24 protein-coding genes are annotated in these 19,316 nt (G+C 72.7%); 9 read left to right on the forward strand and 15 right to left on the reverse strand.

Annotated elements, in window-relative coordinates:
- Positions 1-51: 51 nt before the first annotated feature.
- The 5 genes from fahA to OG738_RS39510 form a co-directional block, all read right to left on the reverse strand.
- Positions 52-1,218 carry a fumarylacetoacetase gene (gene fahA, locus OG738_RS39490; RefSeq protein ID WP_329048751.1) on the reverse strand — a complete coding sequence of 389 codons (1,167 nt, stop codon included), beginning with the start codon at positions 1,216-1,218 and terminating at the stop codon, positions 52-54.
- Positions 1,215-2,015: a hypothetical protein gene (locus OG738_RS39495; protein WP_442875840.1), complete on the reverse strand. Its 801-nt coding sequence runs from the start codon at positions 2,013-2,015 to the stop codon at positions 1,215-1,217. The genes fahA and OG738_RS39495 overlap by 4 nt, the downstream gene beginning before the upstream one ends.
- Positions 2,012-3,211 carry a homogentisate 1,2-dioxygenase gene (locus OG738_RS39500; protein ID WP_329048754.1) on the reverse strand — a complete coding sequence of 400 codons (1,200 nt, stop codon included), beginning with the start codon at positions 3,209-3,211 and terminating at the stop codon, positions 2,012-2,014. Before OG738_RS39500 ends, OG738_RS39495 begins: the two co-directional genes overlap by 4 nt.
- An 89-nt stretch (positions 3,212-3,300) precedes the next feature.
- A complete protein-coding gene (locus OG738_RS39505; RefSeq protein WP_329048756.1) occupies positions 3,301-3,822 on the reverse strand; it encodes a MarR family winged helix-turn-helix transcriptional regulator in 522 nt (173 codons plus the stop codon).
- 222 nt (positions 3,823-4,044) lie between these two features.
- Entirely contained in the window at positions 4,045-4,812 is a 768-nt protein-coding gene (locus OG738_RS39510) for an IclR family transcriptional regulator (protein ID WP_329048758.1), read from the reverse strand.
- A 105-nt stretch (positions 4,813-4,917) separates the two neighbouring features.
- Here OG738_RS39510 and OG738_RS39515 point away from each other — a divergent pair, with 105 nt between their 5' ends.
- A complete protein-coding gene (locus tag OG738_RS39515) occupies positions 4,918-5,688 on the forward strand; it encodes a CoA transferase subunit A (RefSeq protein ID WP_329048759.1) in 771 nt (256 codons plus the stop codon).
- A gap of 1 nt (position 5,689) precedes the next feature.
- Entirely contained in the window at positions 5,690-6,358 is a 669-nt protein-coding gene (locus OG738_RS39520) for a 3-oxoacid CoA-transferase subunit B (RefSeq protein WP_329048761.1), read from the forward strand.
- On the opposite strand, the gene OG738_RS39525 is transcribed toward OG738_RS39520, so the two are convergent.
- Positions 6,309-7,280: an NADP-dependent oxidoreductase gene (locus OG738_RS39525; RefSeq protein WP_329048763.1), complete on the reverse strand. Its 972-nt coding sequence runs from the start codon at positions 7,278-7,280 to the stop codon at positions 6,309-6,311. The genes OG738_RS39520 and OG738_RS39525 overlap by 50 nt on opposite strands.
- Positions 7,281-7,357: 77 nt before the next feature.
- Between OG738_RS39525 and OG738_RS39530 the strand changes: the two genes are divergently transcribed.
- A complete protein-coding gene (locus OG738_RS39530) occupies positions 7,358-7,933 on the forward strand; it encodes a TetR/AcrR family transcriptional regulator (RefSeq protein WP_329048764.1) in 576 nt (191 codons plus the stop codon).
- Between the two features lie 19 nt (positions 7,934-7,952).
- Here OG738_RS39530 and OG738_RS39535 read toward each other — a convergent pair whose 3' ends face one another.
- Positions 7,953-8,843: a LysR family transcriptional regulator gene (locus OG738_RS39535; protein WP_329048766.1), complete on the reverse strand. Its 891-nt coding sequence runs from the start codon at positions 8,841-8,843 to the stop codon at positions 7,953-7,955.
- Positions 8,844-8,926: 83 nt separating this feature from the next.
- Between OG738_RS39535 and OG738_RS39540 the strand changes: the two genes are divergently transcribed.
- Positions 8,927-9,781, forward strand: coding sequence for an EamA family transporter (locus OG738_RS39540; RefSeq protein ID WP_329048768.1), 855 nt, complete (start codon positions 8,927-8,929; stop codon positions 9,779-9,781).
- A gap of 83 nt (positions 9,782-9,864) precedes the next feature.
- Here the strand turns inward: OG738_RS39540 and OG738_RS39545 are convergent, their stop codons facing one another.
- The gene (locus OG738_RS39545) at positions 9,865-10,401 is read right to left on the reverse strand and encodes a hypothetical protein (RefSeq protein WP_329048769.1); all 537 of its coding nucleotides are present in this window, start codon (positions 10,399-10,401) and stop codon (positions 9,865-9,867) included.
- A 131-nt stretch (positions 10,402-10,532) separates the two neighbouring features.
- Between OG738_RS39545 and OG738_RS39550 the strand changes: the two genes are divergently transcribed.
- Positions 10,533-11,102 (forward strand): TetR/AcrR family transcriptional regulator, encoded by a 570-nt coding sequence (locus OG738_RS39550; protein ID WP_329048770.1) that lies wholly within the window; start codon positions 10,533-10,535, stop codon positions 11,100-11,102.
- Between the two features lie 216 nt (positions 11,103-11,318).
- Positions 11,319-13,475, forward strand: a complete 2,157-nt coding sequence (locus OG738_RS39555; protein ID WP_329048772.1) for a hypothetical protein — start codon at positions 11,319-11,321, stop codon at positions 13,473-13,475.
- Positions 13,476-13,487: 12 nt separating this feature from the next.
- Here OG738_RS39555 and OG738_RS39560 read toward each other — a convergent pair whose 3' ends face one another.
- A complete protein-coding gene (locus OG738_RS39560) occupies positions 13,488-13,928 on the reverse strand; it encodes a MarR family winged helix-turn-helix transcriptional regulator (protein ID WP_329048774.1) in 441 nt (146 codons plus the stop codon).
- Between the two features lie 65 nt (positions 13,929-13,993).
- Between OG738_RS39560 and OG738_RS39565 the strand changes: the two genes are divergently transcribed.
- Positions 13,994-14,731 (forward strand): SDR family NAD(P)-dependent oxidoreductase, encoded by a 738-nt coding sequence (locus OG738_RS39565; RefSeq protein ID WP_329048776.1) that lies wholly within the window; start codon positions 13,994-13,996, stop codon positions 14,729-14,731.
- 256 nt (positions 14,732-14,987) lie between these two features.
- On the opposite strand, the gene OG738_RS39570 is transcribed toward OG738_RS39565, so the two are convergent.
- From OG738_RS39570 to OG738_RS39590, 5 genes are all read right to left on the reverse strand, one after another.
- A complete protein-coding gene (locus OG738_RS39570; RefSeq protein WP_329048777.1) occupies positions 14,988-15,782 on the reverse strand; it encodes a helix-turn-helix domain-containing protein in 795 nt (264 codons plus the stop codon).
- Positions 15,775-16,344 (reverse strand): carboxymuconolactone decarboxylase family protein, encoded by a 570-nt coding sequence (locus OG738_RS39575; RefSeq protein WP_329048779.1) that lies wholly within the window; start codon positions 16,342-16,344, stop codon positions 15,775-15,777. Before OG738_RS39575 ends, OG738_RS39570 begins: the two co-directional genes overlap by 8 nt.
- A gap of 90 nt (positions 16,345-16,434) precedes the next feature.
- Positions 16,435-16,674 (reverse strand): copper resistance protein CopC, encoded by a 240-nt coding sequence (locus OG738_RS39580; RefSeq protein ID WP_329048780.1) that lies wholly within the window; start codon positions 16,672-16,674, stop codon positions 16,435-16,437.
- 28 nt (positions 16,675-16,702) lie between these two features.
- Positions 16,703-17,044 (reverse strand): VOC family protein, encoded by a 342-nt coding sequence (locus tag OG738_RS39585; RefSeq protein WP_329048782.1) that lies wholly within the window; start codon positions 17,042-17,044, stop codon positions 16,703-16,705.
- Between the two features lie 118 nt (positions 17,045-17,162).
- Positions 17,163-17,579: a hypothetical protein gene (locus OG738_RS39590; RefSeq protein WP_329048784.1), complete on the reverse strand. Its 417-nt coding sequence runs from the start codon at positions 17,577-17,579 to the stop codon at positions 17,163-17,165.
- Positions 17,580-17,797: 218 nt separating this feature from the next.
- Between OG738_RS39590 and OG738_RS39595 the strand changes: the two genes are divergently transcribed.
- Both OG738_RS39595 and OG738_RS39600 read left to right on the forward strand, forming a co-directional pair.
- Positions 17,798-18,088, forward strand: a complete 291-nt coding sequence (locus tag OG738_RS39595) for a hypothetical protein (RefSeq protein WP_329048785.1) — start codon at positions 17,798-17,800, stop codon at positions 18,086-18,088.
- Positions 18,089-18,141: 53 nt separating this feature from the next.
- The gene (locus tag OG738_RS39600; RefSeq protein ID WP_329048786.1) at positions 18,142-18,807 is read left to right on the forward strand and encodes an RraA family protein; all 666 of its coding nucleotides are present in this window, start codon (positions 18,142-18,144) and stop codon (positions 18,805-18,807) included.
- Positions 18,808-18,820: 13 nt separating this feature from the next.
- Here the strand turns inward: OG738_RS39600 and OG738_RS39605 are convergent, their stop codons facing one another.
- A complete protein-coding gene (locus tag OG738_RS39605) occupies positions 18,821-19,252 on the reverse strand; it encodes an OsmC family peroxiredoxin (protein WP_329048788.1) in 432 nt (143 codons plus the stop codon).
- Positions 19,253-19,316: the final 64 nt, after the last annotated feature.

The raw sequence follows: 19,316 nt of genomic DNA on the forward strand, positions 1-19,316 counted from the left end.
CACCGGACTCGATCGGGGGCCGCCGGGTCGGCTCCGCCGTGGGGCCCGGGCTCAGCCGGCCGGGAGGATGCGGCCGCGGACCTCGCCGAAGCCGATGCGCTCGCCGTCCGGGCCCGGGGCCGTCGCCGTGATCACCACCTCGTCGCCGTCCAGCAGGAAGCTGCGCTCCTCGCCCTTGACCGTCAGCGGCTCCTTGCCGCCCCAGCTCAGTTCCAGGAACGCGCCGCGCTGGTGCTTCTCCGGGCCCGAAATCGTGCCCGACCCGTACAGGTCACCCGTGCGCGACGACGCGCCGTTGACCGTCAGGTGGGCCAGCATCTGGGCCGGCGACCAGTACATCTCGCGGTACGGCGGGCGGCTGACCTCCTCGCCGTTCCACTCGACGACCAGCTCGACGTCGAGCCCCCACGGACGGCTTTCCCGCAGGTACGGCAGCGGTTCCGGGTCCTGGCCGGGCAGCGGGACGCGCGCGGCCTCCAGCGCGAGGAGCGGGACGACCCACGCCGAGATCGACGTCGCGAAGCTCTTGCCCAGGTTCGGGCCCAGCGGCACGTACTCCCACGCCTGGATGTCGCGCGCGGACCAGTCGTTGAGCAGCACCGCGCCGAACACGTGCCGCGCGAAGTCGTCCGGGGCGATCGGGGTGTTCCGCGGCGTGCCCGTGCCGACGACGAACCCCAGCTCCGCCTCGATGTCCAGGCGGGTGCTCGGGCCGAACACCGGCGCCGGGTCACCCTTGCGCTGCCCGCTCGGGCGGACGATGTCCGTGCCCGAGACCAGCACCGTCCCGGCCCGGCCGTGGTAGCCGACCGGCAGGTGCTTCCAGTTGGGCAGCAGCGGTTCCGCGTCCGGCCGGAACAGCCGCCCGACGTTGGACGCGTGGTGCTCGGACGCGTAGAAGTCGACGTAGTCCGCGACCTCGATCGGCAGGTGCAGCGTGACGTCGTCGACCGCGTGCACGGCCTCGGCCGGCACCTCGCCGGTGACCAGCGCCGCGACCTGCGACCGGACCGCCACCCAGCGGTCGTGGCCCTGCGCCATGAACGGGTTGAGCGTCGGCGCGGCGAAGACGTCGTCGCCCAGCGCGAGCGCCAGGTCCAGCACGGAATCACCGACGCGGACACCGACGCGCGGGGCGTCGCCGCCGACCGAGAACACGCCGTAGGGCAGGTTCGCGACGCCGAACGGGGAACCGGCGGGGATGTCGATCGTGGTCATGCCTCTCCTCGGGGCAGCAGGCCGAGCGCGGCCAGCTCGGTCAGGGGATCGCTGATGCTGCAGGTGCCGAACGACGTGAACCGCTCGCGGGCGCCGGGATCCAGCGCCCGCACCCGCTCGGCCACCACGGATCCGTCGCGCTCGGCCAGCGCCGCTTCGGCCTGGCCGGGATCGGCCGCGGCCAGCAGCAGGTTGAGGAACCCGTGCTGCTCGAAGCCGGTTTCCGGGTCGGTGTTGCGCACCGCGTGGTGCAGCCCGGCGGTCGCCTTGAACGGCACCCCGGCCTCGACGGCGGCCCGGATCGCGTCGGCCAGCTCCGCATCGTCGGGGTACAGGTCCGCCCGGACGCCGCCGGTGCGGAACTTCGCGCGGTGGCCCGTCCCGGCGAGCGCCCGCAGCAGCGGCCCGCGCCGGTCGTCGCGCGGAATCTCGACGTACACCGGCGCGGTCGCGGCCGCCACGGCGTCGAGCAGCTCGTCCGGTCTCATGCCGTCCGGTACGGCGATCTCCAGCGCCCGCAGGTCCACCGGCAGCGTCTTGACGGCGTCGAGCACGCCGGGCACCTGCGCGGGCCCGCCGGGCAGCGTCACCGCGACCGGCAACGGCGTCTCACGCGGCCGGAGCAGGTCGCCCAGCGCGTCGAGCGCCGGGGCGGCGAGCACCAGCGGGCCGACGAGGTCCGCGTACCAGGCCTTCCCGTAGACGTCGTGCGCGGCGACGGCGTCCGGCAGCGGCGCGAGCCCGGGCGGGAACACCGCGGCGTCGTCGCACAGGCCGGCGAACAGCGCCGGGATCACGCGACCGGCCCTCGTCCGGCCCAGGTCCACGCGTAGCCGGGGTCTTCGCTCGCCAGCCCGCCCTCGCCGAGTTCCAGCGGGCGGAACGTGTCGACCATGACGGCCAGCTCGTCGAAGAACTCCGCGCCGAGCGACCGCTCGACCGCGCCGGGCTGCGGGCCGTGGCTGTGCCCGCCCGGGTGCAGGCTGATCGAGCCCTGGGCGATGCCGGAGCCCTTGCGGGCCTCGTAGTTGCCGCCGCAGTAGAACATCACCTCGTCGGAGTCCACATTGGAGTGGTAGTACGGCACCGGCACGGCCAGCGGGTGGTAGTCGACCTTGCGCGGCACGAAGTTGCAGATGACGAAGTTGTGCCCCTCGAACACCTGGTGCACCGGCGGCGGCTGGTGCACGCGGCCGGTGATCGGCTCGAAATCGGCGATGTTGAACGTGTACGGGTACAGGAACCCGTCCCAGCCGACGACGTCGAAGGGGTGCGTCGGGTACACGTACCGGGTGCCGGTGATACCGCGCGAGCCGCGGTGCTTGACCAGCACCTCGACGTCCTCGCCCGCGGCCAGGAACGGCTCCTCCGGGCCGTGCAGGTCGCGCTCGCAGTACGGCGCGTGCTCCAGCAGCTGCCCGAAGCGGGAGAGGTAGCGCTTCGGCGGCGTGATGTGCGAGTTCGCCTCGACGACGTACGCGCGCAGCGGCTCGTCCCCGGTCGGTACCCAGCGGTGCGTGGTCGCGCGCGGCAGGATCACGTAGTCGCCCGGACGCGCGTCCAGCACGCCGAACACCGTCTCGACCCGCGCCTCGCCGGACTCGACGTACACGCATTCGTCGCCGACGGCGTTGCGGTAGAGCGGCGAGGTCTCCCCCGCCGCGACGTAGGAGATCCGCACGTCGCCGTTGCCCAGCACCAGCCGCCGTCCGGTGACGACGTCGGCGCTCTTGTGGTCGTTGCCGGGGAACAGCTCGTGCAGCTTGAGGTGGCGCGGCACCAGCGGGCGGTTCTCGGTGAGCGTCTGGTCCGGCAGCTCCCACGGCGTGGCGTCGACGATCGCCGACGGCACCCCGCGGTGGTAGAGCAGCGACGAGTCCGACGAGAAGCCCTCTTCGCCCATCAGCTCCTCGGAGTACAGGCCGCCCTCGGGCGTTCGGTGCTGGGTGTGCCGCTTCGGCGGGACGGTCCCCGCTCGGCGGTAGTACGCCATGGTTCGCCTCCTGACCGATCGGCCAATGTAGTTCACGCTTTTACTATCTTCCAGGCAGCGTAGCCCCCGTCCCGCGCCACGGGTAGGGGCTAGCGGCGGCTGCGGGTGTCGGACCCCGCCCGCCCGGTGATCAGCTTGCCCAGCAGCATCACCAGGATCCGCTGCTCTTCCTCGGTGAGGGACTCCGTCCAGCCGAACTCGCGTTCGTTGTGCTCGCGGAACACCGAGACCATCTCGTCGTGCCCCGCCGCGGTCAGCGACAGCTGCACCGAACGGCCGTCGCGCTCGTCCGGGACGCGGTCGAGCAGGCCGTCCGCGACGAGCGGCTTCATCAGGTTCGACACGGCCGCCCGGCTCATCCCGGTGAGCCGGGCGGCGCGCTTCGGTTCCAGGGGGCCGGCCAGCCAGACGACGAACAGCAGCCGGAACGCCGACCACGACCGCCCCCGCGGCCGGTGCACGGCGGCCTCCAGGTCGTAGGTGACCAGGTCGGAGGCCCGGTTGAGGGTCAGCAGCACCTCGGTGGCCAGCTGGTGCCGGAAGCCGTACTCGCGCGCGAGCCGGCGGTTGGCCAGCTCGACGAACGACCAGAAGTCCAGCTCCTCGTCCATTCGAAGCACCCTAACAAATAGTCAAAGTCGAAACTGGTTGCGCTCGCACGAGCTGAGCCACCTGGTGATGGCGGCGGCGCAGAGGTCGAGCAACCTCCTCGGCCGAGCGCGGCCCCGCCGCAGCCCAGACCCCCCGCAACCCCGATCCGAAGCCAGAACACGGCCGGCCGTAGTCACAATCCGGCTTCGGGGTTGCGGAAGACAACCAGGCTCGGCCGAGACTCAGCCGCGCGTTTGCCCCCGCCCCAACGTCTCCGACAGCGCATGCGCCTCCCGCAGCAGCAACGCGCCCAGCTGCGGAAGCCGATCCGCGCCGAACCGATGCGCGACCCCGGTCAGCGTCAGCGCCCACCGGGGCGACCCCGCCTGGTCGAACACCGCCGCCGCCAAGCCCCAGCTGCCCTCCACCACCAGACCCGGGTTCAGCGAATACCCCTGCGTACGAGTCACCGCGATGTGCCGCCGGATCTCGCTCGCGTCGTGCTGAGGTCCGTACGTCGCGGCCAGGTCCACCCGGCCCAGGTAGTCCTCGACCTCCCGGTCCGGCAGGTGCGCGAGGATCACCATCCCCGCCGAAACCACCCCCAGCGGGAAGCGCGCGCCCTCGAACAGGACGTGGCTGCGGATCGGGAACGCGCCGTCCTCGCGGATCAGGCAGATCGTCTCCTCCCCACGCCGTGCCGAGAAGAACGCGCTCTCCCCCGTCGCCAGCGCGAGGCGCCGGACCACCGGCAACGCCGCCTCCGTCACGTCGTACCGCCGGGCCGCCGCCACGCCGAGGAAGTACAGCTCCGGGCCCAGCACCCAGTGGTCGGTCTCCCGCTCCACCAAGCCCACGCCCTGCAGCGACATCAGCAACCGGTGCACGGTCGGCCGGGGCAACCCCGCCTCCCGGGCCACCGCCGTCGTCGTCGCGCCGCCGGGCTCGTGCACCGCGACCGCGCGCAACGCCCGGTGCGTCCGGCCGACGAGATCTCCAGGAGCGTCCACTCAGTGGACACTACCTCACTGGATCCGACCATGAGGCGACCAATCACCTGCTCGAGGCCGTTCACTGGTTGACCACACCCCTCGCCGTCTCGTCTGATGTCGGCCATGGACAAGGTGATCGTGTCGGCCGCGGAGGCCGTCGCCGACATCCCCGACGGCGCCACCCTCGCGGTGGGCGGCTTCGGGATGTGCGGCGTGCCCGCCGTGCTCGTCCAAGCGCTCTTCGAGGCGGGGACCACGGACCTCGAAGTGGTCTCGAACAACGCCGGGGTGGACGGCTGGGGCCTGGGGATCCTGCTCGGCGCCGGGCGCCTGCGCCGGGTCGTCGCCTCCTACGTCGGGGAGAACAAGGAGTTCGCGCGCCAGTACCTCGGCGGCGAGCTGGAGGTCGAGCTGACCCCGCAGGGCACGCTCGCCGAACGGCTGCGCGCCGGCGGGTCCGGGATCCCCGCGTTCTTCACCGCGACCGGCGTCGGCACCCAGGTCGCCGACGGCGGCCTGCCGTGGAAGTACGACATCGCCGGCGCCGTCGAAAAGGCGAGCCCGCCCAAGCAGAAGCAGCGCTTCGACGGCCGGGAGTTCGTGCTCGAACGCGCGATCGTCGCCGACTACGGGCTGGTCCGCGCCTGGCGCGGCGACCGGCACGGGAACCTCGTCTTCAAGGACGCGGCCCGCAACTTCAACCCGCTGGCCGCCATGTCCGGCCGCGTCACCGTCGCCGAGGTCGAGGAGCTGGTCGAGCCCGGCGAGCTCGACCCCAACGACGTCCACCTGCCGGGCGCGTTCGTGCACCGCGTGGTGGCGCTGACGCCGGAGCAGGCCGCCGACAAGCCGATCGAGAAGCGCACCGTGCGCAGCGCCGAGGAGGTCGCCTGAGATGGCCTGGACCCGGAACCGGATGGCCGCCCGCGCCGCCGCCGAGCTGCGCGACGGCGACTACGTCAACCTCGGCATCGGCCTGCCGACCCTGGTGCCCAACCACGTGCCCGACGACGTCGAGCTGGTCCTGCAGTCGGAGAACGGCATCCTGGGCGTGGGGCCGTACCCGGAGGAGGACGCCGTCGACCCGGACCTGATCAACGCGGGCAAGGAAACGGTCACCGTCCGAAAAGGAGCGTCGTTCTTCGACTCGGCGTTGTCGTTCGGCATGATCCGCGGCGGCAAGATCGACGCCGCGATCCTCGGCGCGATGCAGGTCTCCGCGTCGGGCGACATCGCGAACTGGATGATCCCCGGCAAGATGGTCAAGGGCATGGGCGGCGCGATGGACCTGGTCCACGGCGCGAAGAAGGTCATCGTCCTGATGGAGCACGTCGCCCGCGACGGCTCGCCCAAGATCGTCGACGAGTGCACGCTGCCCTACACCGGCCGCGGCGTGGTCCAGCGGATCATCACCGACCTGTGCGTCCTCGACGTCACCCCGGACGGGCTGGAGCTGGTCGAGCTCGCGCCGGACGTCGACTTCGACGAGGTCCAGGCCAAGACCGGGCCGCGGCTCAATCACCGGGGCTCCGCTCGTTGCGGTGCGGTCGTTCGTCGGTCGTGAGTGAGAAGGTGAGCACGATCTTGCCGTGGACGTGGCGCCCCGCCTGGAGGATCACGGCTTCGCGCACCTTCTCGACCGGGAAGGTCGCGGCGATCGGCACGGTGAGCTCGCCGGCGAGGATCGCGCCGGTGATCCGCGCCAGCGCGCCGTGGTCCGCGTCGACGCCGCCGGTCGCGCGCACGCCGCCGGGCGGGTTGGGCCCCGCCGCGACCGTGGAGATCCGCTCGGGCGGGACGCCGAGCGCGAGCGCGGCCTCGGCCGTCTCGGTGCCGAACAGGTCGGCCGCCGCAGTCACGCCGCCGGGGGCCAGCGACCGGACGCGGTCCGCCAGCCCCGGCCCGTACGTCACGGGCTCGGCGCCGAGCCGACGCAGGAAGTCGAACGTCCCCTCCCCGGCGGTGCCGAGCACCCGGGCGCCGGCGAGCTTCGCGAGCTGGACGGCGAACACCCCGACCCCGCCCGCGGCGCCGCCGACCAGCAGGGTGTCCCCGGACCGCAGGCCGATCGCCGAGAGGGCGGCGGCCGCGGTCAGGCCGGCCACCGGCAGCGTCGCCGCCACCTCGTCGCCGATGCCTTCCGGCGTGGGCCAGAGTGTCTCGGCAGGCGTGGCGACGACGGTGAAGTCGGCGGCGGCCTTCGCCATCACGCCGCCGAAGACGCGCTGGCCCACGGAGAACCCGATGGCGCCGTCGCCGACCTCGTCGACCACGCCGGCGAGGTCGTAGCCGAAACCGGCGGGCACCGTGACGCCGAACTGCGCGGCGAGCGCGGGATGCGCGGCCAGGCCCCAGTCCATCGGGTTCAGCCCGGCGGCCGCCACCCGGATCCGGATCTCGCCCGGCCCGGCGTGGGGCTCCGGGACCTCCCGGACGTCCAGGACTTCGGGACCGCCGAACGTTTCGTACACGACAGCGCGGCTCATGGGCACCTCCGAGTGATGGGACTTGGTCTCATCACCGTACACGCAGTGACGGGACCGAGTCCCGTACACTTTCGGCCATGGCCCGCTGGCAGCCCCACGCACCGGAGCGACTCGTCGTCGCCGCGCTCGACCTGTTCGAGGAGCGGGGCTACGAGAACACGACGGTGATCGAAATCGCCGAGCGCGCGGGACTGACGAAGAGCACGTTCTTCCGCCATTTCCCGGACAAGCGCGAAGTGCTCTTCGGCGGCGACACGATGGCCGGACTGCTCGCCGACGGGATCGCCGGCGCACCGGCGGCGGCCGCCCCGCTCGAAGCCGTGGCCCACGCCCTGGACGTGCTCGGCCGCGAAGCCTTCACCGCCGAGCGCCGGGAGTTCACCACGCGGCGGCGGGCGGTGATCGCCGCCAACCCCGAGCTGCGAGAACGTGAGGCCCTGAAGGGACTCGGCCTCACCGCGGCGATGGCCGAGGGGCTCGAACGCCGCGGCGTGCCGGACCCGGCCTCCCGCGTCGCCGCCCAGCTGGGCGCGCTCGTCCTGACGATCGCCTACGAGCGCTGGAACGACCAGGCCACCGAGACCGGCTTCGGCGAGGTCGCCCGGCAGGCACTGCGCGAAGTCCGGAAGGCGATCGGCTCGGCGTCGGGATAGTCCCGAGTGGACGGCCGGCTCAGCGCGCCAGCAGCCCGAGGACCAGCGCGAGCGGCGGCCACACCGCCCGCCCCCGGCGGGTGCACGCGAAGGCGCGCTGCCGCACGTCCGGGCCGGCCAGCGGGAGCAGCGCGACCCCGGGTCGCAGGGCGCGGCCCGCCGGCAGCAGGCCGACGGCGGGCGCCGGGCCGGTCGCGATGAGGTCCTCGACCAGCTCCAGGCTGTCCGCGCGGTGGGTGACGCGCGGGGTGAACCCCGCCATCGACGCCAGCCGGCGGACCACGTCCTCGTCGGCGGTGTTACGGGAGTTGACGATCCAGCCGTGGTCGCGGAACGCCCCGAAGACCGCCGGGGTGCCCTCGCCGCGCACCGGTGCCGCGTCGGCGGCGGGAACGGCGAGGCCCCACGACGCCGTCCACAGTGGACTCACGGTGACCGCGGGATCCGTCACGGCCGGGGCGAGGTCGTAGTCGTAGGTGAGGGCGAGGTCGACGTCGTCGGCCAGCAGCGCGGCGAACGCCTCGTGCGGCTCGTACTCGCTGATCCGCAGCTCCACCCGGGGGTGGTGCGCGGCGAGCGCGGCGGCCGCCGGCAGCACGGAGCGCCGCACGGCCGTGGCGAACCCGGCCACGCGCACCGTGCCCGCCGGTTCGGCGTGGGGGTCGAGGTCGGCACGGGCGGCCTCCACGGCGGCGAGGATCGTCACGGCGTGCTCGGCCAGGCGCCGTCCCGCCGGGGTGAGCCGCACGCGGCGGCCGTCCGGTTCGACCAGCGGTGCGCCGCTTTCCTTCGCCAGCACGGCGATCTGCTGCGAGACCGTCGACGTCGTGGTGTCGAGCACATCCGCGACGGCGCGCATCGAGCCGTGGCGGGACAGCTCGAGGAGGAACTGCAGTCTGCGGGTGTCCATCCCCCGATTGTCCATGATTCACGAACGGTACGTCCACGATTGACACGTGGACACGGACGGTCCGGATCGGTTTTGCTGGACCTGTGCTCTCCTCCACCCGCTCGGGAGCGGCCCTCGCGGTCGCCGCCATGCTCTGCGTCCAGCTCGGCCTCGCCGTGTCCGTCGGCCTGTTCGACCGCGTCGGCCCCGAGGGCGCGGCGTGGCTGCGGCTGGCGTGGGCCGGGGTGCTGCTGCTGGTCGTGGTCCGGCCGCGGCCGTCGTCGTTCCGGCGCAGCACCTTCGCGGCCTGCTGCGGGCTCGGCGTCGTGACCGCGGGGATGACCATGCTGTTCATGGAGGCCGTCGCCCGCCTGCCGCTCGGCTCGGCGAGCGCGCTGGAGTTCCTCGGGCCGCTCACCGTCGCGGTCACGCGCGGCCGCGGCGGGAAGAAGCTGTGGCCGGCCCTCGCCGCGTTCGGCGTGGTGCTGCTGACCGAACCGTGGCGGGGTGGCGCCGACCTGGCGGGCGTCGGCTTCGCGCTCGCGTCCGCGGTGTGCTGGGCGTGCTACATCCTGCTGACCCAACGGGTCGGCGACGAGGTGGCGGGCGTGCGCGGGCTCGCCGTGTCCATGCCGGTGGCCGGAATCGTGGCGACGCTCGCCTACGGGCCGGGCGTGGTCCCGCACCTGACGTGGGAGCTGCTGCTCGTCGGTCTCGGGCTCGCGGTGCTGCTGCCGGTGATCCCGTTCAGCCTGGAGATGCTCGCGCTGCGGCGGCTGAACGCGTCCGCGTTCGGGACGCTGATGAGCCTGGAACCGGCCATCGCCCTGACGATCGGGCTCGTCGTGCTGCACCAGGTCCCGAACCCCGGGGCGGTGGCGGGCGTGCTGTTCGTCGTGGCGGCCGGGATCGGCGCGGAGCGGACCGGAGCGCGGGAACCGGTCAAGCAACTGGTCTAGGGCCGGCGGGTTCGGCCGGCCGGCAGGCCGACGCGATCGCGTTCCAGCACGGCGTACACCTGCGCGGCCCGCGCTGAGCGCGGCTACCGCGCGCGCCCCAGCCGCAGCGCGGACACGAGGAAGAAGATGCCGCCGAGCGTCGCGTAGCCGGCCAACGCCGACAGCGCCGCGCCGTCCATTGTGGACTGGACGATGAAGGACGTGCCGGCCAGGACGGAGATTCCGCCACTGAGGATCATCGGCCACTGACCGCCGAGGCCGCGGCGGACGACGCCGACGACGAGCTGGACGAGCCCGGCCACGATCGCCCAGCTCCCCCACACGCGCAGGACGTCCGGGATCCCGGACGAGGCCGCGACGGCCAGGCCGACCGCCGCGAGCGCGCTGATCGCGATGTTCACGTACAGCGCCGGGACCGGCTTGGCCGAACGCGCGTCGATCACCGCGGCGACCACGTCGAACACCGGGTAGAGCACCAGCAGCGCGACGCTGACCGGGCCGAGGCTGGACGCCGTCGCGAACAGCAGTCCCGCCCAGACGAGGGCGAACGCGAACCGGGTGAAGTAGAGCCGGCGCAGGGACCGGGCGAATCCGGCGGCCGGAACGGTGCTGGTGGTCATGAGTACTCCCGATCGATGTAGATAGAACGGTCTGTCTTGCGACAGCCGACTATGGCAGCGGCGACCCTCTTCCGTCAAGACAGACCGTTCTATCTGCTAGGCTCGGCAGGACGAACCAGGAGGTGGGAGCAGTGTCCGAAGCTCGAGCCAGGCTGCTCGCCTCGGCGACCCGGCTGTTCTACGCGGAGGGCCTCCACTCGGTCGGCATCGACCGGGTGATCGCCGACGCGGGCGTCACCCGCGCCACGCTGTACCGGCACTTCCCGAGCAAGGACGACTTGCTGGTCGCGTACCTGACCGACGCCGACGCGGCCATCCGGGCCCAGGTCGAGCAGGTCCGGACCGACGGCGGCGCCCCGGCCGACGTCGTCCGCGCGGTGGCCGCGTCGATCGCCGACGGCATCCGCTCCCCGGGCTTCCGGGGCTGTGCCTTCCTCAACGCCGCCGCGGAGTACCCCGACCCCGCCCACCCGGTGCACCAGGCCGTCCTCGCGCACCGGCAGTGGTTCCTGAGCACGGTGACCGAACTGCTGGCCCGCACCGGGGAAACCGCACCCGAGCCGGCCGCCCGGCACTTCGTCCTGCTCCGCGACGGCGCGATGGCCGCGGGCTGCCTGTCCGACCCGGCCCCGATCTGCGAAACGTTCCTCCGCGGCGTGGAAGGAATCCTGCGGTACCGGGACGTCCCCGTCACGAACTGAACTCGTCACGGGCGCAGTGGCCGCCGAGCCGGAAAATGCCCGACACCGCCGCTCCCGAGACCACCCGATCCGCCTACGCCGAATTCCGCTCCGGGCGTAACCCCCTTCGCCTCGCGACCGTCTCTGGGGGAGGCCAATCCCCGAGCGAAAAGGCGACGCGCCCATGTCAGGGAATCGGATCACCGGCGGATCCGCGCGAACGAAGCGGCTGCTTTCGTGACCGCGCAGGCGCCGGCGACGGGACAGCACACGAGGCCGGCCACACCACCGGAAGTCGACGACACCACGCGGTACCTCGCCGCCGCGGCCCACCTGGACCGGCACTACGCCGACGACGCCGTGCGGGAGTTCTTGACGGAACCGACCCGGCAGGTGCCCCCGGCGATGGGCCTCGACTCGCCCGCCGTGCTCACCGAAGCCGTCGCGGCGCGCTCACGCCGCAAGTACCGCGACGGCGTCCTCGCCGTGCTGGGCCTCGTCGTCCTGGCCACCGGGTTCCAGAGCCTGATCCTGTACGCCTGGTTCGGCTGGGCCGCGATCCTCAGCGTCCGCCCGATCTGGCGGAAGACGCGCTGGGACCGCCCCGGCGGCGTCGTCATGACCTGCCTGCGGCTGGCCGGCCTCTTCCTGCTCTACGTCGTCGCGTGGCTGATTCCGTTCGTGACGGTGCTGATCATCGTGCTGACCACGCAGGGCGGCTTGGCCGGCTCGGGATCGTCGGCGCACTGCACCGGCTATGACTGCGCCGAGCCGGCGACGCCGACCGACGGCGCGTTCAGCACGCTGTTCGGCGGCATGGCCGGCGCGATCGCCGCGGTCTGCGCCCTGCTCATGCTCGGGATCGTGGTCGCCGACCGCGTCGTCGTCTGGCGCACCGTGGTCCGGCACTTCGGGCGCTGGGCGCGGCAGCGGACCGACGTCGCCGCGCTCACCGACGACCGGCCGGTCCTCCAGGGCGCCCCGGTCCGGTTCCGCGAGGAGCTGCGCCGGCACCGGACGGGCCGCACCACCCGCTCCGGCGGCGGCTTCCCCCTGGTCGTCTACCGCGGCCGAAACCCCTTCGTCGGCGCGGGAACCAGCGTCGGCGCGTGGTCGACCGCCATCCCGCTCGAAAAGTCGCGCGAGGCGCGCGAACCGCGGCCCCTGACCACCGACCGGCTCTACCGCGCCGCCGCGGCCGAGATCACCGCGCTCACCAGGACCGGCGCTCTCAGCCCGGACCGGCGGCTGACGAAGCTGACCACCAGCGGGGTGGTGTTCGCCTCGGCCGAAGCGCTGCTGGACCACTCGGGCGACCCGGCCCGCTCCGAGTACCTGGCCGGCTACGACGTGCCCCCGGCCGAGTTCCTTTCCCCGGCGGAGTCGAACCGCGTCTACGCCGAGCCGCGGGAGTGGGCGCGCTACTTCCTCTGCTTCCAGGTGGAGACCTGGAACCGCGACCTGGTGTTCTCGGCGTTCCTGCACGTCGCGGTCGACGACAGCAACCCTGTACCTCGAGTGGACGCCGTGCGTGCTGCCGCCCATCCGCGACGAGTTCCGGGCGCCGGACCGGATGACGGACACCCTGCTCGTGCCGATCCGGCAGGGTCTGCTGCGGTGGGCCAAGCTCCCGGTGACGCTGCCGGGCCGGCTGTGGCACACCCTCGTCCTGATCCGGCCCCGGCCGCACGACCGCTACACCGTCGACCCCGGCCGCTACGGCATCGCGCGGACCCTCCGCGAACTGGGCGCCGCGGAGTCCGTCCGGGACTACTTCCAGGTCGTCGACGTCGAGCGGTACACCAAGCTCCTGGAAAGCCGCCTGGTCCCGGCGATCAGCGCCGTCCTGCGCGAGTGCGGCTACTCCCCCGCCTCCTTCGAGGAGCGCATGGCGGCGGTGATCACGAACAACACGACCATCACCACCAACAACATGGGGACCACAGTCCACGGCGGCACCATCCACGGCAACGTTTCCGGCGGCACCTTCACCGCACCCGCACCCGCCCGGGAGGGCTCATGACCAGGGACGAAGAGACCACCATCGGCATCCAGGCCGGGACCACGATCTCCGGCGGCACGATCCACGGCGACGTGCGCGGCGGAACGGTCACCGTGGGCTCGATCTCGGCCGGCTCCGGCTCGGTGCGCAAGGATCTACTGGATCTGCTGCTGCACCTGAAGGCCGAAGTCGCGGCGACCGACGTCCCGAAGCAGGAGGTCACCGCGGAACACCTCGACGACCTCATCGCGGAAACCCGGTCGCCGGAACCGGAGCCCGCCGTGAGCCGGTGGTGCTGGCAGAAGATCACGACCGCGCTGGCGGGCCTCAAGCAGTTCGACGACCTGATCGGCCGGATCGGGCAGCACTTCGCCGCGCTGTGGCCCAGCTGAGCACGGCCGTTCTCACGCTCCGGGTGCTTCCCCGGAAGCCTTGAGCAGCAACCGGTGCAGCGTCTCCTGCTCCCGCGCGCTCAACTTCGCCAGCAGCTCGCCGGTGACCTCGGCCGAGACCTCCTCGACCTTCGCGACCGTCGCCCGGCCGTCGGCGGTCAGGGTCAGGACGTGCCGGCGCCGGTCCTCCGTGTCGCGCTCGCGCCGCACCCAGCCCGCCGCCTCGAGGCGGTCGAGCACCTTCACCAGGTCGCTGCGGTCCAGGCCGAGACGGTCGGCGACGCGCTGCTGGGCCAGCGGGCCGAACTCGCCGACGCAGACCAGGACGTAGAAGTCGCGCAGGGCGACCCCGGAGCCGGCCAGCGCCTCGTCGATCCGGGCGACGCCGGCGCGGTGCAGCTGCCCCATCAGGTACGTGGGCCAGCGCAGCAGCGCTCGGGGGCGATCGGTCATGGTGGCGATCCTACGGGAGGAAAAGCGGGTTGGCACAATTGTAGGAAGTCCCTACAGTAGGAGACATGAACGAAAGCAAGGTCGCCCTCGTCACCGGCGCGAGCCGTCCGCAGGGCCTCGGGTTCGCCGTCGCGCGCGAGCTCGCCACCCGCGGCTACCACGCCGTGCTCGCCGGCCGGGACCTCGACCGGACCCGTGCGCTGGCCGAACTGCTCGCCGGCGAAGGACTGTCCGCGGACGCCGTGCGGCTCGACATCACCGACCCGGCGGACGCCGCGGCCTGCGCCGAGCAGATCCGCGCCACCGCCGGCCGGCTCGACGCGCTGGTCAACAACGCCGCCGCCATGCCCGACTTCGCGACGCGGTCCGTCCTGGACGCGGACCTGACCGAGGCGCGCACGGCCTTCACCGTCAACGTCCTCGGCACGTGGGCCGTCGTCCAGGCCTGCCTGCCGCTGCTGCGCGCGGCTCCCGCGGCCCGGATCGTCAACGTCTCCAGCGGCGGCGCCGCGCAGGTCGCGGCGGGCGCCAGTCTGGCCGAAGGCATGCGGTCCCCCGGCTATTCGCTGGCCAAGTACGCCCTCAACGCGCTCACCGCGTCTCTCGCCGCCGAGCTGCGCGGGAGCGGCGTCCTCGTGAACGCCGTCGACCCCGGCTCGGTCGCCACCCACCCCGAACGCGGCGATGACGCCGACGACCGTTCACCGGCGGAGGCCGCGCTCGGCGTCGTCTGGGCCGCGACCCTGCCCGCCGACGGCCCCACCGGCGGCCTCTTCCTCGACGGACGGCCCACCCTGGGGTGATTGCCCCACCGGGACAGGGATCGCCGGATTTACGGCTCGATCGAGAACCCGGCCATCGACACACCGGCGCACAACGCGGAAGGCGACGTCCACATCGCCCTGCCGAACACCCCCGGCAAGTCGAGCGGCTGGCCGCACCAGGGCGACGAGCTGGGCTCACGCCGACCCAACAACGTCTTCGACATGGACGAGTTCCCGTTCCTGCGGCACAACCCGAAGGTCGGCAAGGTCATCGCCCACGACACCACGCGGACGGTCAGCCCAGCCGGTTCCGGACGTTCGCCCGGGTTTCGTCGTCCATCGGGTGGAAGCACTCGATGCGCAGCTCCTGGAGCGTCACGTCCTGGGGCGTGCCCAGCGTCGTCACGGTCGAGAAGAAGCCGAACCGCACGCCGCCGCGGGCGTAGCGGATCGGGACGATCGGCAGGGACGGGGTGGTCGCGTCGAGGGTGCGCAGGGTGGCCGGAACCCCGGGATAGCGCAGCACCTCGTCGAGGATCCGCTGGGCGCGTTCGTCGGTGACGCCGCCGAGCGCTTCCCGGCGCACGCGCCCGGTCAGGGCCTCGGCGACCTCGGGCCAGTTCGTCACGTGCGGCCGCACGCCGTCCGGGTGGAACATCCGGCGAAGCACGTTCGGCGGCCCCGGTGGCTCCGCCATGCGTCCGTTGTGCAGGAAGGCGAAGAAGCGCCGAGCGGCGCCGTTGGTGTGCCGGACGTCCCAGCCGCGGTCCATCACCAGCGCCGGATACGGTTCCTGCTGCTCGAGAATCGCCTCCAGCGCGGCACGCACGGCCGCCAGTGCCGGAGCGTCCAATGCGGACTCCGCGTACTCGGGCGAGAACCCCGCGCTGAGCAACAGGGTGTTGCGGTCGCGCAGCGGCACGTCGAGCACGTCGGCGAGCTTCAGCACCATGGCGCGACTGGGTTTCGCGCGGCCGGTCTCGAGGAAGCTGAGGTGCCGGAGCGAGACGGCCGCCTCGGCGGCCAGCGCCACCTGGCTCAGCCGCCGGGCGCCGCGCCAGTGCTTCAGCAGGGAGCCGACGTCAGCCACCGGCGACTGGTCCGGCCGTCCACGCGTGCGGCTCGACCGCCGGCTCCAGCGGCGGGCGGGCAACGTTCGCGGTGTAGTTCGTCATCGCCGAGATGGCCACCCCGGTGACGACCTCGAACAGCCGGCCGTCACTGAACCCGGCCGCGGTGAACGCCTTGACGTCGGTTTCGTCGAGGTGCCCGCGCTTCTCGACGAAGGCGGTCGTCAGGCCGGACAACGCCGCCAGCCGCGGATCACCGGGCCGCTCCCGGCGCCGGATCGCCTCGACGACGTCGGGAGCGACGCCGTCGGCCAGCGCCTCCAGCGTGTGGAACGCGGTCGCCCACTCACTGGCGTTCGCGACGGCGTTGGACAGCAGCAGCACCTGGCGTTCGGCCGGGCTGAACGTGCCGCCCCCGCGGAAGTGGCCGAACGCCGAGAAGAAGGAGTTGAGCAGAGCGGGCGAATTGGCCATGAGGGCCGCACCGGCGGGGACGAACCCGAACGTGTCCCGCAGGACGGCGAGCGGCGTCTTCGCCTCGGCGGGCGCGGTGTTCACGGTGTGCATCGGGTAACTGGTCATGCCGGAAAGCTTCGCGCAGCCGGTGCGTGGAAACAATTCCCTCGGAGGTAAGTACCGGGATGACCGCGGCCGGCGCGGGGCCGTGGACCGTCACCGCCACCCGATTCTCTGCCGGTTCGGGAAGACAGCGCCGCTGAACCCGCCCGCCGGGCCCGAGTGCAGCACCGCCGCCGTGATCACCGCGTCGGCGACCGACGTCCACATCGCACCGTCCGGACCGGCCACCGCGATCGGATCCGGTTGCAGCGTAACGGGTTCCGCGAAAGTGAGCTCGACCTTGCGGGGCGCGGCCGCCAGGGTGGCGCCGTCCGTGGGCGAGCTCGACTTCAACGCCGCGTGGGCCGACGCCGCGCGAGCCCTACTTTTCGTGGAGTTCGATCGCGTTCCCGGACGGGTCGGCGAGGAACGACTGACGAGCCCCGCCGATCGGAACCGGGTCGCTGACGTCGACCCCGTCGGCGCGCAGCCGCCGGATCTCCGCGTCGAGGTCGTCGACCAGCACCGCGAAGTGCTGTCCTCGCGAGGATGGTGGCGTTCCCTCGATCAGGTGGAGTTGCTGGCCTCCGACGTCGAGCCAGGCGCCGGGCCCGAGGGTGCTCGGACGCTCGGCGGAGAGCCGGAAGCCCAGCGCGCGCGTGTAGAAGCCGACGGACTGCTCGAGGTCGTCGACGACGACCGCCACGTGGTGGATCGCTGCCATGACAGGGTTTCCGTTCTGCCCGCGCCGGTGCCGGAGCGTTCCGGCACCACCGACGTTGCCAGGACGCGGTCCTCAGATCAAGACGAAGTTCGAGGCAGCGACGCGGCGCGACGTCGCGTCAGCGGCAGGCCAGGGCGACCCGGTACGCGGCCAGTCTGATGCGCAGGCCGCGCAGGTGGACCAGCTCGATGGTGAACGTCGAGACCGGCCGGTAGCCCGGCGCGGGCGCACCGGTCCGGCAGGGGCCGGCGATGTAGACGAACTCGTCATCCGAGTCGTAGCGCGGCGGCGACCAGACCGACGCGTCCCCCGCGTCGGCGGCCCGGCACCGGGCCCTGGCCAGCCAGTAGACGGGCAGCTTCATCACCTCCCCCACCGACTTGTCGAACGCGGCGAGGTCGGACTCGGCCATGGCGAGCCCGCGCCCGTTCCACACCCGCGGCGCCCAGTAGTCGCCGGCGAAGGCATGGGTGAAGCATGCGGTGTCTCCGGACGCGGTGATCGTCCAGTCGGCCACGGTGGTGAGAGTCGGCATGACAGCTCCTGCGGTCGTGGCCCCCAGTTCCGGCACACCGTAGTGATTCATGCGCGCACAGTGGTACCCCCGGCGGCACGCGGGGTGTTGCGCCGTCCGGCCGGATGCGCGCCGAAGACCGAGGTCAGAGCCGCGCACCGAAGATCAGCGTAGGACATGTTCATCCGAGATTCACCTGCCGCTCACCGGATCGGGGTGTACGTGACAAGCTGACCTGCGTGCACGACGAACAAGCCGGACAACTGGCACCCGGATCGGTGACCGAGCTCGCCGCCGATCCCGAGTGGACGGTCACCACCACCGCCACCACCGGCCGGTGGCTCACCGCCGAGCGCGCCCTCGACCGCGACGGGCACCGCCTGCTCGTCGGGCTGACCCCGATCCGGCCCGGCACCGTCGCGCTCATCCGCTGGTCCGACGGCGAAGTCGTCGAGCACCTCCGGACCACCGAAGCCGAGGCCTGCGCGACCGCGCACCGGTGGGTCGCGGAGCTCCTCGCCGGGAGCTGAGCGGGCGCCGCCGCGGTCCGCCGGCGGAAGAGCGCGCCGGTAGCATCCCGGAAATGCCGGTGACCGAAGACCTCGTCCAGCGATTCCTCGCGGTGGACACCACAGCGATCTGCGATGCCGACAAGACCACCCGGGTGCTGCAGAGCGCGATCCGCGCCCGCTCCGCCCGCTCGCGGGTGTTCGGGCCCGCGTTCACCGTCCGCTGCCGCGACGACTTCCTCGGCGTGCTCCAAGCGGTCGAAGCCGCGGCACCCGGCGACGTGATCGTCGTCGACGGCGGCGCGCGCGAGATCGCGCTCGGCGGCGAGCTGTTCGCCCGGGGTGCCCTGGCGCGGTCCCTCGGCGGGATCGTCGTGGACGCGGGTTACCGTGACCTGGCCTACGTCGAGCAGTGCGAGCTTCCGGTCTACAGCCGCTTCGTCACGCCGCTCTCGGGCACGTCGGCGAAACTCGGTGAACTCCAGGTCCCGGTGACCTGCGGCGGCGTCACGGTCAACCCCGGCGACCTGGTCCTGGCCGACGGCGAAGGCGTCATCGTGGTCGCGCCGGACCGGATCAACGGCCTCCTCGACGCCGCGGTCGCGATCAAGGAGGCCGAGACCGCGGTCATCGAGCGGCTCGACGCGGGCGGAACCCTCGGCGACGCGTTCACCCTCGCCGAGCACGTCGAGGCCCTGCGGCGGGGCGAGCCGTCGGCGCTGCGGCCCCGCCGGGCCTAGCGTCACCGGTGCGTCAGCCCGCGAGCGTCGCCTGCAGCGTGATCTCCGGGACCCCCGCCAGCGCACGGCTGACCGGGCAGTTCGCCTTCGCCTGCTCGGCGTACTCGCGGAACTGCGCTTCGTCGACGCCGGCGACGCGGCCCTGGGTCGTCAGCTCGATCTTGAGGATGGTCGGCGCGCCGTCGACCGGCCGGAGGGTCACCGCGGCGTCGGTTTCGATCGACTCCGCCGGGAAGCCCGCTCCGGCCAGGGTGCTCGCGAGCGCCATCGAGAAGCAGGACGCGTGCGCCGCGGCGATGAGCTGCTCCGGGTTGGACCCGGGGCCGTCCTCGAAGCGGGACTTGTAGGTGACGCCGCCGCTGATGCTGCCGCCGCCCGCGGTGAACTGCCCCGATCCGGTCGGGATGTCGCCGTTCCAGTTCGCGTGCGCCTTCGAAACCGGCATGAGTCCTCCAGGATCGTGATTGACGGGTTCCCGGCAGAGTCAAGCAGGCTCGGGCCGCGTCCGC

The sequence above is a fragment of the Amycolatopsis sp. NBC_01488 genome, from assembly GCF_036227105.1.
Lineage (GTDB): Bacteria > Actinomycetota > Actinomycetes > Mycobacteriales > Pseudonocardiaceae > Amycolatopsis.